General features: G+C 66.9%; 7 protein-coding genes, 2 tRNA genes and 1 pseudogene. 5 read left to right on the top strand and 5 right to left on the bottom strand.

Annotated elements, in window-relative coordinates; all coding sequences use genetic code 11:
- Positions 1–1,726: pseudogene (locus GFS60_RS11335) on the bottom strand (helicase HerA-like domain-containing protein).
- Between the two features lie 85 nt (positions 1,727–1,811).
- On the opposite strand from GFS60_RS11335, the gene orn reads away from it, so the two are divergent.
- Positions 1,812–2,411: an oligoribonuclease gene (orn, locus tag GFS60_RS11330; RefSeq protein WP_109334998.1), complete on the top strand. Its 600-nt coding sequence runs from the start codon at positions 1,812–1,814 to the stop codon at positions 2,409–2,411.
- A gap of 86 nt (positions 2,412–2,497) precedes the next feature.
- A tRNA-His gene (locus GFS60_RS11325) sits at positions 2,498–2,573 on the top strand.
- 57 nt (positions 2,574–2,630) lie between these two features.
- Here the strand turns inward: GFS60_RS11325 and GFS60_RS11320 are convergent.
- Complete coding sequence (locus GFS60_RS11320) at positions 2,631–3,860, bottom strand: L,D-transpeptidase (RefSeq protein WP_159927078.1); 1,230 nt, start codon at positions 3,858–3,860, stop codon at positions 2,631–2,633.
- Positions 3,861–4,149: 289 nt separating this feature from the next.
- Here GFS60_RS11320 and GFS60_RS11315 point away from each other — a divergent pair.
- Positions 4,150–4,222: transfer RNA gene (locus GFS60_RS11315), tRNA-Lys, on the top strand.
- 128 nt (positions 4,223–4,350) lie between these two features.
- Here GFS60_RS11315 and GFS60_RS11310 read toward each other — a convergent pair.
- A complete protein-coding gene (locus GFS60_RS11310) occupies positions 4,351–4,572 on the bottom strand; it encodes a DUF3618 domain-containing protein (RefSeq protein ID WP_109334997.1) in 222 nt (73 codons plus the stop codon).
- Positions 4,573–4,733: 161 nt separating this feature from the next.
- Between GFS60_RS11310 and bcp the strand changes: the two genes are divergently transcribed.
- Entirely contained in the window at positions 4,734–5,207 is a 474-nt protein-coding gene (gene bcp, locus GFS60_RS11305; RefSeq protein ID WP_159921272.1) for a thioredoxin-dependent thiol peroxidase, read from the top strand.
- A gap of 277 nt (positions 5,208–5,484) precedes the next feature.
- A complete protein-coding gene (locus GFS60_RS11300; RefSeq protein WP_109328783.1) occupies positions 5,485–6,186 on the top strand; it encodes a TetR family transcriptional regulator in 702 nt (233 codons plus the stop codon).
- A 66-nt stretch (positions 6,187–6,252) separates the two neighbouring features.
- On the opposite strand, the gene acpS is transcribed toward GFS60_RS11300, so the two are convergent.
- Positions 6,253–6,645: a holo-ACP synthase AcpS gene (acpS, locus tag GFS60_RS11295; protein ID WP_109328781.1), complete on the bottom strand. Its 393-nt coding sequence runs from the start codon at positions 6,643–6,645 to the stop codon at positions 6,253–6,255.
- An 11-nt stretch (positions 6,646–6,656) separates the two neighbouring features.
- On the bottom strand, positions 6,657–15,998 hold the full coding sequence (locus GFS60_RS11290; protein WP_159921270.1) for a type I polyketide synthase: 9,342 nt from the start codon (positions 15,996–15,998) through the stop codon (positions 6,657–6,659).
- Between the last annotated feature and the right edge of the window lie 178 nt (positions 15,999–16,176).

Below are 16,176 nucleotides of genomic sequence, written 5' to 3'. Positions count from 1 at the left end.
TCAGCGCCGTCGGCGGCGCCCGGTGCCGAAGATACTGCGCGAGATCTCTCGTCCTGCGGCCGAGGCCGCCGACCTCAGGAAACTCTTGACCGCCGGATTTCCCAGAATCTGCTCGGCCATGTTCGGCCCGTCGGGCTCCGCAGGCGCGGGCAGGCCCGGCAGCGATGGCAGATCGATGTCGTCATCGGTCGCAGGCGCTCCCGCGACCTTCGCGGTCAGCTTCTCGTACGCCGATTCGCGGTCGACGGTCCGACCGTATCTCTGCGCCAGCGGGCTCGACGCCGCCGCGGCCCGAATGGCGTCGTTGCCAATGGTGTCCATGAGTGAACGTGGTGGCCGCATCCTGGTCCACGCCACCGGCGTCGGCGCACCCTTCTCGGAGAGCACCGTCACGATCGCCTCGCCGATACCGAGGGATGTGAGCGCCTTCTCCAGATCATAGAATTGCGTCTTCGGGTACGTGCGTACCGTTTTGTTCAGCGCCTTCTGATCGTCCGGCGTGAACGCGCGCAACGCATGTTGGATGCGTGCACCCAGTTGTGACAGCACCGCATTGGGGACGTCCGTCGGTAATTGAGTGCAGAAGAAGACGCCGACACCTTTGGAGCGGATCAGCTTGACCGTCTGCTCCACCTGCTGCAGGAACGCCTTCGACGCGTCGGTGAACAGGAGATGCGCCTCGTCGAAGATGAAGACGAGCTTCGGCTTGTCCAGATCTCCTTCCTCGGGCAACGTTTGAAACAGATCGGCCAGTACCCACATCAGGAAGGTGGAGAAGAGGGCGGGACGGGCGGCCTGCGCGCCCAGTTCGAACAGCGTGATGACGCCTCGCCCGTCACTGTCGAATCGGAGCAGATCTTCGGTGGCGAACTCGGGTTCACCGAAGAAGGTGTCACCGCCCTCCGCCTCGAGATTGACCAGTGCCCTGAGGATCACACCCGCCGTGGCCGGCGACACTCCGCCGATGACCGCCAGGTCGGCCTTGCCGTCGTCGCTTGTGAGGTGAGCGATGACCGACCTCAGATCCTTCAGATCGAGCAGCGCCAGACCCCGAGTGTCGGCCCAGTGAAAGATGAGCCCGAGAGTCGACTCCTGAGTTGGCGTTGAGGCCCAGCACCTTACTGAGCAGGATCGGGCCGAACGCAGTGATGGTGGCCCGCACGGGGATGCCGACACCCTCCGTACCCAAGGAGAGGAACTCCACTGGCGAACCCGCCGGCGCCCAGTCACCGTCGCCGGTTTCGGCGGCGCGAGCGGTGATCTTCTCGTTCGTCTCTCCCGGCCTCGACAAGCCGGAGAGGTCGCCCTTCACATCGGCCATCACCACGGGAACCCCTGCCGCCGACAGCTGCTCGGCTATTCCTTGCAGGGTCTTGGTCTTACCGGTCCCGGTTGCACCGGCCACCAAGCCGTGCCGGTTGATCGTCGCGAGCGGTATCCGGACCCTGGCCGCGGGATCGACAACTCCGTCGATGAGGACGGTACCGAGCTCGAGCGCTACACCAGCCGACGAGTACCCCGTCGCGATTTCTGCGGCAGGCCCCGACAGAGGCGGTGCGGCAGTCGCGCCCTGCGCCTCCGCCTCCCGCGCTTCCTTCTCCGCCACCTCCGCGGCGGCCGCGGCCTCGGCGGCAATCCTCGCCGCTTCGACCGCGGCAGCTCTGGCCGCCTCCGCCTTCTGCGCGGGAGTCGGGGCGGCCCCGCCGTTCTGCGATTGCTGGGTCATCGAAGCCCTCCTCGGATCACGAACGTCGGGAGAAAGTGTCCACCGCAGACCTTAGCCCGTGACCCACGTGACTACTGTGTTCCTGGTGCAGGACAAACTTGTGTGGATCGACTGTGAAATGACGGGCCTCCGGCTCGGTACCGACAAGCTGATCGAGATCGCCGCTCTGGTCACGGACAGCGAGCTGAACGTTCTCGGTGAGGGTGTCGACATCGTCATCCACGCCGACGACGAAGCGCTCGCCGCCATGCCGGATGTCGTGACCAAGATGCATCAGACTTCGGGACTGACCGAGGAAGTCCGCAAGTCGACGGTCACGCTCGCCGACGCCGAGCAGCAGGTGCTCGCCTACATCCGCGAGCATGTTCCCGTGGCGGGCACCGCACCGCTCGCCGGTAACTCCATTGCAACGGATCGCGGATTCATCGCGCGCGACATGCCCGACCTCGACACCTACCTGCACTACCGGATGATAGATGTGAGCTCCATCAAGGAGCTGTGCCGTCGTTGGTATCCCCGGATCTACTTCGGGCAGCCCGAAAAGGGCCTCGCCCACCGGGCCCTCGCCGACATCAAGGAGTCGATCCGCGAACTGCGGTACTACCGAAAAACGGCCTTCGTGCCCGACCCCGGCCCGTCTACCAGCGACATCGCCGCCATCGTCGAAGAACTCGGGCCCGCCTGACATACCGATTGGCTTCTCGGGCATCGGACGCGCTAGTATCTTCCTCGCCGAAGTAACCGCCTCCGGGTGGCTGCCGAAAGCGCATGGTGAGTGTAGTTCAGTTGGTAGAGCACCAGGTTGTGATCCTGGCTGTCGCGGGTTCGAGTCCCGTCACTCACCCCAACAGAAAGCCCCCGGCCTCGGCCGGGGGCTTTCTTGTCTGCGTTCAGTCCCAGGGACTCAGTCGCTGGCGTTGCCCGCCTTCCACACGTTCCAGGGAATGTTCCAGTCGCCGAGGCCGTCGGTGCCCGACAGTGTGCCGCCGACCGTGTTCTTCACGACGACGATGTCTCCCCGCTTGGTGTTGTCGTACACCCACTTCGCGTTGGCGGGACTGAGGTTGAGGCAACCGTGACTGACGTTGGAATAGCCCTGCTGTCCCACCGACCACGGCGCCGAGTGGAAGAAGATGCCGCTGTAGGACATTCGCGTGGCCCAGTCGACGGGCGTCTTGTACCCCTGCGGAGAGTTGACGGGCACTCCGTAGGTGGACGAGTCCATCACGAGATTCGCGAACCGGTCGCCGATGATGTAGACGCCGTTGTCGGTGGGTGTGTCGTCCTTACCCATCGATGTGGGCATCGTCATGATCACTTCACCGTTGCGTTCGAACGTGACCTGCTTGGTGTTGTCGTCGGCCGTCGCGATGAGAGCGTCACCGATCGTGAACGTGGTGTGGACGTCTTCCTGTCCGAACAGTCCGTCTCCGAGATCTCGGCCGTACACGGCGACCTTGACATCGACGGTCGTGCCGGGCGCCCAGAAGTTCTGCGGACGCCACCGCACCTCACGGTTGTTGACCCAGAAGAACGCGCCCTCCACGGGCGGATTCGTCGTGACGGTGATGGCAGCCTCGGCAGCCCGTCGGTCGGGGATGTTTTCGTCGAACTGCACGGCGAGCGGCTGGCCGACGCCCACCACGTCACCATCGCCCGGCATCACGTAAGGCTTGGTGACGTTACCGGGCGCGCTGGTGGTGAACACCGACGTCGACGTGGTCGCGCCGCCGAGTCCGTTCGCCTTGGCTTCGAGCCGGTATTCCTTGTCGTAGCCCAGCGGTTCCGTATTGACCCACGACAGACCGTCGGGTGCGATCGCGCCGTCGACCGGCACACCCTCGGGGTTGTACATCGTGACCTCGGCCAGCGTCCCGTCTGCGACTGACACGGTGACCGGCTGACCCGGCGAGAAGCCGACAGCTCCGTCGGTGGCCGATGCGGTCACCTTCGGTTTGATCAACTCGGTGACCGGATTGGAGTCGATCGGCGCCTCCCCTTCCGAGGTGACGGTGCCGGCGTCGGACACCGTGCATCCCGCGATCGACAATGCGAATACGAGTGATGCCGCCACAATCGTCGCGGTCTTCGAGACCGATCGCGCACGCATGCGCCTACCGCGCCCCACACCCATGGTTAACCCCACTTCACGTCCTCGCTCCGATGTCACGTTCAAGCCGGCACGCCCCTCGCCATCGCGAGACGAATCAGCACGTCGAGACCGTGTGGTCTCCAATGATGCCAGCCGCCGGAGACCGGTTCCAACCAAGCGCCGGGCGTGCCAGTAACGTTCGAATATCAATCGTGACCAGCGGTGCTGTTGTTACGGGTTGTATCTCGTGCCGGGGAGGTAAGCGAGGCGTCGACCAGGCGATTTGCATTCCCGAGAAGCGGTCCGCTACTGTTCTGTCTCGCAAGAGCGAGCGCCTATAGCTCAGTTGGTAGAGCAAGTGACTCTTAATCACTGGGTCCGGGGTTCGAGTCCCTGTGGGCGCACTTGCAGGAAAGGCCCTCACCTTCTTCGGAAGGTGAGGGCCTTTCTTCTTGCGCTTGTTGTTCCGCCCGAAAAGCGAACAGCCGCCGGGATGTGCGGTCACAGTCCCGGCGGCGTCACCACGAATCGGTCAGCGCAGCGCCTTGCGGAGCACCAGGAGCCCCACCACCGCACCTACGGCGATCAGTCCGTACTTGACCGCCGGCTCGTTGAACTTCGCGATCAGCGTCTGCTTCGTGTTCTCCACGAGACGCTTCGGGTTGGTGCGGACCGTCAATTCGTCGAGTGTGCTTGCGAGCTGATTGCGCGCGTTCTCGATTTCACGCTCGATGCTGTCGGTGTCCCTGGGCAACGTATCCTCCAACTTGTTCGAATGGTTCGATCAGCGAGAGCGACGCTATCGCGAAGATCCCACACTTGCGTCAACCGTAGACGAGAACACGCCACCCGCGACTCCGTCTCCCCCATTGGATGTACCGCCGGTGTCGGGCCGTCCCGGTAGCGTGACGTGTCGTGACCGACAACAGCAGACTCTCTCCCGGAGACACTCCACCCGCCTTCACCCTCCCCGATGCCGACGGCAACGAGGTGTCCCTCGCCGACTACCGCGGACGCAAGGTCGTCGTGTACTTCTACCCGGCCGCCAGCACCCCCGGTTGCACCAAGCAGGCGTGCGACTTCCGCGACAATCTGGTGGAACTCAACGGAGCCGGCATCGACGTGATCGGCATCTCCCCCGACAAGCCGGCCAAGCTGGCCAAGTTCCGCGACACCGAGGAACTGACGTTCCCGCTCCTGTCCGACCCGGACAAGTCCACACTCGAGGCGTGGGGCGCATTCGGGGAGAAGAAGATGTACGGCAAGACCGTTCAGGGCGTCATCCGTTCCACCTTCCTCGTCGACGAGGAGGGCAAGATCGAGGTCGCGCAGTACAACGTTCGCGCCACCGGCCATGTGGCCAAGCTGCGACGGGACCTTTCCGTCTGAGCGCATTCCGTCCCACCCGGCCTTCGGCGCAGTACGCCCGAACTCCTCCGCGGGCCGGGTGCGACTTTCAGGGGACGTTGAACGCCGCCAACCAACCGGTCTCAGTCGCTCTCGTCGCCGGGTGGTGATGTGGCGGAATTCCTGCCGTCGGCTATTTGTGGGCCATCACATTGTTCGCCCGGGAAACCACCCGATCGGTGGCCACGTCCTGGCAAAACCCGACGAGCCACCGGGACGGGTCTTCGGAATCCGGAGCAAAGACCGATAGCCTGGGGCGGTGGAGTCTTCAGCCAGCAAGCAAGCACCGCGCCGTGTGGACCCGGCGCTGGAGCTGCAGTCGGACCCGCAGGAGCTCCTGCCCCGCCGACGTCCGACCCAGGAACGTAGTCGCCGCAAGTTCGATGCGCTACTCGCAGCGTCGCGGGAATTGCTGGTGGATGTGGGATTCGAGTCGTTCACCTGCGAGGAGGTAGCCGCTCGTGCCGATGTGCCGATCGGCACGCTCTACCAGTTCTTCGCGAACAAGTATGTGATCGTGTGCGAGCTCAACAGGCAGGACCTCGTCGGCGTTCAACACGAACTCGCGCAGTTCAACGGTGAGGTTCCGTCTCTCGACTGGCTACGCTTCCTCAACGCCTTCGTCGACCACATGGCCGGTTTGTGGATGTCGGATCCGTCACGACGCGAGGTGTGGCTGGCGATGCAGTCGACCCCGTCGACCCGCGCCACGGGGGCCATCCATGAGAAGGCGTTCGCGGAGCAGGTCTCGCGGATGCTCGCACCGCTCACCCCGCAAACCACGCGGGAGCGGCGCACGATGATGGCCGAGGTTCTCGTTCACGTCGTCTACTCGATGCTGAACTTCTCGGTGCAGGACGACCAGAGCCACGCCGATGCCGTCGCCGAGCTGAAACGGCTGATGGTGGCGTACCTGCTCGTCGCCGAAAAGGAATCTCGCACCACTACGACCACCGGCTAGGACCTCCGGTCCCGTGCGCCTTTCTGGTTGCTCCTGCTACCAGAAAGGCGCACGGGCGCGGAGCGCCTACGCCGCTTCGATCACCGCGAATGCACCGGCGGTGTCGCCGTCGTGCGTGAGCGAGATATGAATTTTCACGTCCGTCAGATGCTCGGCGACGTCTCCGCGTAAGCGAATGCTCGGTCGTCCCCACGCATCCGTCACCACCTCGATCAGGTGGTGGATCATTTCGGGCAGCACCGGCGGGCTGGCGAAGTTGGCGGTGGACCATGCTTTGATCACTGCCTCCTTCGCCGCCCATCGGGCCGCGAAATGCCGAGCCGGATCGGAGCTCCGGGTCACGGCGTCTCGACGTTCGCCCGGTGTGAAGTTGTCGAGCATTGCCGTACCTGGCCGGTCCAGCTGCTCGGCGAACTCCGACACCGTGACGAGGTCGAAGCCGATTCCCAGAACTCCCATCGATCCTGTTCCTACTTGCAGCCGGGCAGACCCGAGCTGTACACGTCGTCCGCTCCCAGGCGTGCTGCCTCGGTGAGCAGGACGTCCGCTTCCAGCTGACGGGACGCTGCGGCCGGCACACTGTCGCCGCCGAAGCGACGATCGGCAGGACGCTCGTACAGGCTGCCGCCACCGACCATGGCCTTCACCAGACGACGCTGACCCTCGACGGAGCGCTTGCGTGCCTGTGCGAGGTACGCCTCCCGCCTGTCTGCCGGGATTGCCTCGACGAACGCCTGCGGGTGCACGACGGCGATCAGTCCGGAGACGTGACCGAAGCCCAGGCTCGTGAGCAGACCGGCCTTCAGGGGGAACTGCTCACCGAATCGGAGCGGCTCCCGAGCCCACACGAGGTGTTCGAACTCGGCCATCTTCTCGTCGACGCAGTCGAGGCTGCGGTTCGGCGGGACGACACCGTTGTCCAGCACCTGGCAGAGACCGATCAGCTGGAATGCTGCGGCACCACCCTTGGCGTGTCCGGTGAGGCTCTTCTGCGAGACGACGAACAGTGGCGCACCTTCGCTGCGGCCGAGGGCCCCGGCGAGGCGCTCGTGCAGCTCCGCCTCGTTGGGATCGTTGGCCGCGGTGGACGTGTCGTGCTTGGAAATCACCGAGATGTCGTCGGCACCGAGACCGAGCTTGCCGAGGGACTGAGCGAGCTGCGAATTCGCTCCCCCACGACCCGCACCGAGCGCACCGATTCCGGGAGCCGGGATCGATGTGTGGACACCATCCGCGAACGAGCTGGCGTAGGCAACCACACCGAGGACGGGCAGGCCCATCTCGAGTGCCACGTCACCGCGAGCGAGGAGGATCGTGCCGCCGCCGGCCGACTCCACGAATCCGCCGCGTCGACGATCGTTGGCCCGCGAGAAGCGGCGATCCTCGATTCCCTTGGCGTGCATGTCGTCGGTCTTCGCGGTGGCGGACATGTCACCGAATCCGATGATGCCTTCCGTGCTCAGGTCGTCGAAGCCACCGGCAACGACCAACTGCGCCTTGCCGAGCTTGATCTTGTCGACGCCCTCTTCGACGGACACCGCAGCCGTGGCGCACGCCGCAACCGGGTGGACCATGGCGCCGTAACCGCCGACGTAGGACTGGACGACGTGCGCCGCAATAACATTCGGCAGAGCTTCCTGCAGGATGTCGTTCGGCCGGTTCTCACCGAGCAGCGTGTCGATGTACAACGACCTCATCGAGCTCATGCCGCCCATGCCGGTGCCCTGGGTGTTGGCGACCAGCGAGGGGTGCACCCACCGCAGCAGTTCGCTGGGCGTGAACCCACCGGTGAGGAACGCGTCCACCGTGGCGACGATGTTCCACAGGCCCACGCGGTCGACGGAGTCGGCCATGTCGGCGGGGATACCCCACTTCGTGACGTCGAATCCGGTCGGGATCTGACCACCCACGCTGCGCGTGAGCTTCATCTTGCGCGGCACGCGGATTTCGGTACCGGCTCGGCGGGTGACCTGCCAGTCTCCACTGTCCGGGACCGGAGTCGCGACCGTGTTGTCCGGATCGGCCTCGACGAAGGCCAGCGCCTCCGCCTCGGTGCTGACGACGAAGCTCAGGTCCTTGTCGAGGAAGACCGACGTGAGCAGCGGTGCGGTGTTATCGACCATCGCGCCTTCGTCCACGTAGCGGCGGATGCCGCACCGTTCGACGACGGTGTCGTGGTACCGGTCCGCGATCTCGGCTTCCGGAACCAGTTCCCCGGTCTCGGCGTCGTACCACCCGGGCGACGGTGTGGTCTCCCACACGATCAGTCCGGTGTTCCACGCGAGTTCGAGAACGCCTGCCGCCGAAAGCTCTTCGTCGACCTCCATCTCGAAGCGGGTACGTGAGGAGCCGAACGGTCCGAGCTCACCGGCACCGACGATGACCACGAGGTCCTCCGGGGCCGCAGTGACTCCCGACCAGGCCGGTGCCGCCGACTCCGAGACCCGCGGCGGGGCGGGCAGAGCCGCGATGGTGTCGAGCTCGGCCGTGTCCTCGTCGGCCTCGACAGCAGCAGCTTCCTGAGCCTGCTTTGCCAGCGCGGGCAGGTCCAGGTTCGCCTGGGCGAGTCCACCGGTCAGATCGGCGGCGAGCGGCTCGGCGGACGCGAGGCGACGTGCCTCGGGCTCGCACAACTGCAGCAGCTCGGTGGCCATTTCCTGGGTGGACCAGGTACGGACTCCGGCACCTTCGACGGCCTCGACGAGCGGGTCGTTGCCGCCCATCAGTCCGGTTCCGCGGACCCAGCCGATGAGAGCGTGCACCAGGGTGACGCGTTCGGCCCAGTTGCGCTCGGCCTTCCAGCGGCCGACCACTGCGTCGAGCGCGGCCTTGGCCTCGCCGTACGCGCCGTCGCCACCGAACAGACCGCGGTTCGGGGAGCCGGGCAGAACCACGTGCAGGTGAGTGTCGACGTCACGGTCGTAGCCGATCTTCGACAGTCCACCGATCAGGCGTTCCACCGACCACAGGAGAACTCGCATCTCCATTTCGGCGCGGGCGCCGGCGTCGGCCAGGTCACCGGCCACGCGGGGCGCGGCGAACGGGAACAGCAAGGTCGGGGTGACCGCTTCCTTGATGAGCTTCTTCGATCCACCGGCCGTTTCGTACTGGGCCTCACCGATCCATTCGATGAGCGCGTCGATGTCCGTGTACGACGCCATGTTCGCGGGAACCACCCACAGGGCGGCACCGGCGCGAGCATTGCGGCGGTAGAGGTCGCGGTAGAAGCCGAGACGCTTGTCGTCGAGACGCGAGGTGGTCACGAAGACCGTCGCGCCGCCCGCGAGGAGCTTGCCTGCGACCGCGGCCGCGATGGACCCCTTGCTGGCACCGGTGACGACGGCGACCTGGTCTGCCCATTCCGGGGTCTCTTCGGTGACGACAGCTGCCGCCTCCGAACCGATTGCGGCTGCCGCCGCGGCGATACGCCCGTACTTCTCGGCCAGAGCCGCGCGACCCTCGTCGGTAGCGCGGGCCTGCCACCATGCGGCCTGCGCCGCAACTGACTTACCTGCACCGGCGAAACTTTCGATCTCGAGCGATCCCGAGCCGGCCGCGTCGATCCACAGACGGGCCAGATCCTCCCGCGCGGATGCCCAGCGGTCGTCGAGCAGGACCGCCCGCTTTCCGTCGAATGCGGGAGCCACCAGTCGCGGCCAGTCCGAACCGAGTTCCGCGGACACGAGGTCGACGAGTTCGGTGTCGGTCGGCGCCGCTGCCGTCGCCGTGTCACCGGCGAAGCCGAGCTGCTCGAGCACGAGGCGGGCGGCCGAGGCCAGCACGCCGTCGCGGCCCGTGATGTGCTCGGTGAACTCACCCAGTGCCGCAGCGTCGACGGTGCCACCGGCTCCGCCACCCGTTGCCGGGAGCGAAACGCTGATCCCGCGGCGCGAGGCCACTGCGGCGACTGCGCTGTCGATGACAGCGTCCACTGCGGCGCCGTCGGCGAGACCGCCGCCTGCGAGGCCACCGAGGTCACCGCCGCGGATGCTGGAACCGTCGCGGGTTCCTAGCGCCACCTCCGCGGTGACGTGGTGCGCCCAGCCGTCACCCAGCTCCCAGACCTTCTTGACTCGGTCCGCGATGGCCGCGGGACGTCGACCCGAGGGGCCGAAGACCTTGCGGAGGTGATCGTTGATCGAGTCGGACAGCACCGGGCCGAAGGGCTTGTACGTACGGGCCAGCGAGTCGACCGTGGCAGCCAGCGAGCCCATGTCGGCGTCGGCGGCACCGTCGATCGCGCCGAGCGAGAGCTCGGAACCGAGGTCGACGAGCAGCTGGTTACGCCGCGAGGACACGCCGTCGCACAGAGCCTCGATCGTGTCGACGGGGCCGACCTGATCGGGACGCAACTTGGTCCACAGGCTGATCAGAACCTTGGTGGCGTCGGCTGCCTTGAAGGCGATGTCGTCGGGACGCGGACCACCCGAGGGGGCTGCCGCGGGGGCCGGAGCGGCAGCGGGGGCTGCCGACGCGGCGGGCGCCTCGGCTGCCGGTGCTGCCGGCTCGTCGTCTTCGACCGGCGCCGGATCCACGTCGGTGGAGTACACGATGGCGGCTTCACGCTCGATGTTGAGGACCTCGACCGGGTAGCCGAAGCGTCCCGGCAACTTGAGGGTCTGCGAGGCGAGGTTCGCGACGGTCGGGACGGAGCCCAGACCGATCTCGACGAAGCGCTCGACACCCAGTCCACCTTCGGACTCGTCGGCGAACAGCAGGTCCTGCGTCTCGATCCACCGGACCGGGCTCGCGAACTGCCAGGCCAGAAGCTCGGTGAGCACGATGCGCGTGAGCTGCGACGGCTGTGCCGCCCACGAGTCGAAGTCCTTCAGGACCTTCTGCAGCGGCTTCGACGGCACGAGGTCCGCGATCTCCTGCACGAACTCACGCTTCAGCGAGAACGGCTTCGGCACGAGGTTCGGAATGTAACGCCCGATCAGGATGGCCGGGTCGATGTCCTGCGGAAGCAGTTCTTCGAGGCGACCACGGAAGTCGTCGACACCGCCGCGCAGAACCGTCGAGTGGAAGGGGACGTCGATGCCCGGGACCATGATGTAGGCGCGCTTGCCGCCGAAAGCCTCACGGCGGACGTCGATTTCCTTCTCGAGCGCGTTGAGTCCGGCCACCGTGCCCGCGATGGCGTACTGCGAGCCACGCAGGTTCAGGTTCACAACCTGCAGGAATTCGCCTGTTGCCGCGGCGATCTCACCGATGAACGACTCGACGTCCTCGTCCGCGAGACCGATCTGCGACGGCCGGATAGCGGCCATCCGGTAGTCGGAGCGCCCGGCCTCGTCGCGCGGCACGAGGGCGTGCATGGCGGAACCACGCTGGAAGACCACCTCGAGAACGGCTTCCAGGGGAAGCACACCGGCGACCGCCGCGAGGGCGTTGTATTCACCGACCGAGTGGCCTGCGAGCAGGGCACCCTCGACGAAGGCACCGGACTCGCGGAGCTCGGCGACCTGAGCCACACCGAGCGTCGCCATCGCGACCTGGGTGAACTGGGTCAGGTGCAGGACACCGTCCGGGTGCTTGTGCTCGACACCCCGGGCCTTGACGACCGTCGGGTTGTCGCGGACCACGGCGAGGATCGAGAAGCCGAGAGCCTTGCGGGTGTGCTTGTCGGCGCGGTCCCAGATCTCGCGGGCGGCCTTGGAGCGGGCGCGGGCGTCGAGGCCCATGCCGGGACGCTGGATGCCCTGTCCGGGGAACGCGTAGACGGTTTTCGGAGCCGCGGTGCGACCCGTTGCGACCATCACCAGTTCACCGTCGATGCGGCACCCGACCTCGACGATCTCGGCGCCACGGTCCACGGCGACGCGGTCCACGCGGACGTCGATCTCGGCGCCGGGGCGGACCATCCCGAGGAAGCGGGCGGTCCAGGCGGTGAGACGGCGCGGCGGCGTCTTGGTCTCGGCCGGGTCCACGGCGGTGACGACCTGCTGGGCTGCGGCCGAGAGCCACATGCCGTGCACGATCGGGCTGCCGAGGCCGGCGAGGAGCGCGGCGTTGTCGGAGGTGTGGATCGGGTTGTGGTCACCCGACACCTGAGCGAAGGAGCCCATGTTGCGGGGCGCGACGATGGTGGTGTCGCGGCGACGACGACGCGGGGTGTCCACGGCCTCGTCACTGAGCGAACCACCGGCGCGGGGCGGATCGGACAGCTCGCCCTTGCCGGTGCGGCCGCGGATGGCGAAGCGCTCCGAGAGGGTGACGACGGCGGGGGCGTCGAGGCCCTCACCGAGCATGGCGCCGACCTCCACCTTGACCTCGACGACGCGGCCCAGGTCGGTGTCGAGCACCGAGGCGACCTCGGCCTTGACGACGAGAATGCTGGTCTCCGAGGGCAATTCACCCACGAAGTCGACGCTGTGATCGAGGTGGACCAGGTCGAGCATGCCTTCGATGACCGAGAGCGAGTCTTCGGTCTTCGCGGCACCGAGCACGGCGAACACGGCCGGCCAGCAGGCGCCGACGACCACGTCCGGGACCGCCTTGCCACTGACGCTCAGCGTCGTGGGCAGACCCGAACCGGTGACACCGGCGTGGTCGGCGATCAGATCCGGGGTCCAGGCCAGGTTGAGGCGAGCGACACCGTTCTTGACGGCCGGCAGTTCCTGACCGGCCGCGACCGCGAGGAGTGCGGTCATCGACTCCTCGGCATCGGCCTCGGTGACCAGGGGTGCGCCACCGTCCGCGACGGAGGCCGGAACGGTGATGGTGATCTGGACGGACTTGCCCGCCACCAGCGGAACAGTGAGGAGCACCTGCTGGTCGCCGATCACGGAGAGCTCGGCACCGGTGGTCTCGTGCACCGCGCGGGTGTCGGATTCGACCGACCACTTGTCGAGGTCACCGAGCCGGCGAACCGGGTTCAGAGTCAGACGCGAGGCCCACTGGATGTCGGGAGCCGACAGGACGGTGTCGAGGAGGCCCCGCGCGATGTCGACGTGACGGCGCGCGAGCAGCGACAGCGGTGACGCACCGGCGGTGACCAGCTCGTCGTAGGTGGCCTTCTCGAAGCGGTCGAGCAGCTCACCGACGGGCTCGTCGACGCGCGTGATGCCGGCGACGGCGACGGTGCCGGGGATGACGCAGACCTGGTCCGCGGTGTAGCGGGGGTCGTGTGCCTGCCACAGCGAATCGGAACGCCACCAGCGGCGGACGTCGCCGTCCACCACGGGAACGAAGTTGACCGGCTTGCCGGGCGTCTTGCACAGCGAGACGAAGAACGACACGTCGGCGGGGTGCAGAACCGTGGTCGCGTAGTCCGGGTACTGAGCCTGCAGTGCGCAGATGGCAGCCTCGGGACGCTCCAGGATCGCGTCGTCGGCGAACAGGGTGGGGATCGGTCCGCGGTCGACCGGGTGCAGACGCGACTCGGTGCGCTGCAGCATCTCACCGAAACGCTTGCGCCAGGTGATGTCGAGCCAGGGGCTGGTGGTGGCCTCGTCGATGGCGTCCTGCAGGTCGGAACCGCAGTCGAATGCCTTCGCGGCGTCGATGCCGACGGCCAGTTCGAGGTAGCGGAGCAGCCACTGCTCGTACGTCATCGTCTCGACGTCGCCGAAGTACGGCTTCGCCGTGACGTTCAGTGCCTCGATGATCTCGTCGCGACGCGCGGCAACGGCGTCGGCGTCACCGGCGACCTCGTCTAGCAGGCGGCCAGTGCGGGACGCGGCGTTGTCGATCTCGTGGATGTCGGCGCCGAGCTGGCTACGACCGGAGGCCATACCGCCCTCGGCGGTGCCGGCACCGACCCAGTCCGCGGTACCGGGGGTGTCGACGAGGAGCTGCTTCACCTCGGGAGACGTGGTCGCCTCGAGTGTGGCCATGGCGGCGGTACCGACCAGGATGCCGTCCAGCGGCATCGCCGGGAAGCCGTGCGCGACGGACCAGCGGCCTGTCAGGTAGTCGGCAGCCTGCTCCGGCGTGCCGATGCCGCCACCGACGCACAGGACCAGGTTCGGTCGGGTACGCAGCTCGGCGTAGGTGTCGAGGAGCAGGTCGTCGAGGTCTTCCCACGAGTGGTGACCACCGGCGCGGCCGCCCTCGATGTGGGCGATGACGGGGAACGAGGGAACCTCGTTGGCGATGCGGATCACCGAACGGATCTGCGCGACCGTGCCCGGCTTGAACGCAATGTAGCTGAATCCGGCCTCGGTGAGGTCCTCGATGATCGAGACGGCATCCTCGAGCTCCGGGATGCCGGCGGTGACGACGACGCCGTCGAACGGGGCACCGGCGGCGCGGGCCTTGGGGACGAGGCGCTTGCCACCGACGTGGAGCTTCCACAGGTAGGGGTCGAGGAACATCGAGTTGAATTGCACGGCCCGACCCGGCTCGAGCAGCCCGGTGAGCTCCTCGACGTGGTCGGCGAAGATCTGCTCGGTCACCTGGCCACCACCGGCGAGCTCGGCCCAGTGACCTGCGTTGGCAGCTGCGGCGACGATCTTCGGGTCGACCGTGGTGGGGGTCATGCCGGCGAGCAGGATCGGCGAACGACCGGTCAGCTTGGTGAATGCGGTCTCGACGCCGATACGTCCGCCGGGCAGCGCGACCGGCTTCGGAAGGAATTCGGTCCACGCAGCGGGCACCTCGGGTGCCGCACCCGGAGTGAGCAGGTTGCGGTGGCCGCCGCGGGTGGCAGCGGCGACGATGCCGACGCCCTGCCCTCGCACGCTGGCCGACGTCATGCGGGTGAGGAGGTCACCGGGTCCGAGATCGAGGATCCAGGAGGCGCCGGCGTCGATGGTGCTGTCGACGGCCTCGACCCAGTCGACGGGGTCGACGAGGCAGGCACTCGTGAGGGCGCGAGCCTTGTCTTCATCGAGACCGCAACGGGCGGCCCACTGGCCGACGATATCGACGGTCTCCGCGAGAGCCGGGTGGTGGAAGCCGATCTCGACGGGGAGCGGCTCGAACACGGGCGAGAAGATGGAGCCGCCACGCTTCTTGGCGTCGCGCTCACGGGCTTCGTCCGCCTCGATCTGCTCGCAGCGCTGCTGCACCCGTGCCAGCTGGGCCGGCGGGCCGGACAGCACGACGCGGCGCCGGGCGTTACGGATGCCGAGTACAGCGGCGCGCTCGGGCTCGAGGCCCTCGGCGAGCTCTTCGACGATCTGACGCAGGCGCGCCGGGTCGACGTTGGACACGGCAAGCATCGGGGTGGAGTCGGCCGCAGAGATCACTCCGCGACGACGACCCACCAGTCCGGCAGCGGCACCGATCAGCTGAGCGAGGGCGAGAAGTTCGCCGTCCTTGTTGCCGGAGGTCGCAACGGCCTCCGCAGCGAGAAGTCCTTGGGAGTGGCCGATCACCGACACGGGTGCCGTCACGGTGGGATCGAGGCCCTGAGCCGCCAGCGCACGCAGCGCGGCGATCTGTGTCAGGAAGACACCGGGAAGGGAGACTGCTGCAGACGTGAGAGCAGCGGCTGAAGGTCCGGCCGCCGGGGCACCGTCTTCTTCGTCGGCGAGTTCCTGCTCGAGGATCCACGCGATGGGGTCGAATCCGACCGGACGCACGACGAGCAGCTCCTGCGCCACCGGGGCGAGGTACTCGGCGGCCTCGTTCACGAGCTTGGTCAAAGCCGGCTCGAGACCGTTGTCGCGGCTCAGCTCCTCGAGGGAGCTCAGCCAGGGCGCACCCTGGCCACCGAAGGCGAGGGCATACGATTCGCCGCCAACCAGACGGTCGGCGAGTGTGGTCTTGCTCGACGACCGAGTGTCGTCCCGGTCTACGCCGATGCGCCGCGAACCCTTCGAGTTTCTTCCATTTCCTGCGGGTGTCGTGTCGTCAATCGTCACGCGTAAGTCCTCTCCTGGTCACCCCTACGGGGAGGTGGGGATTGCTGGTCTGCCGCCCTCGGCATCGTGTGCCTGCTGCATCGGCTCTGATCAGCACTTCCGGGCTGTACAAGGTTGACACAGAATCATGAGGAATTCCTCACGTTCGCGGCGAGTGCAGCGCCATGAGCTCGACATG

Origin of the sequence: Rhodococcus sp. WAY2, assembly GCF_009859915.1 — a bacterium.
Classification (GTDB): Bacteria; Actinomycetota; Actinomycetes; order Mycobacteriales; family Mycobacteriaceae; genus Rhodococcus_F; species Rhodococcus_F oxybenzonivorans.
This window is presented reverse-complemented; position numbering and strand designations above follow the sequence as displayed.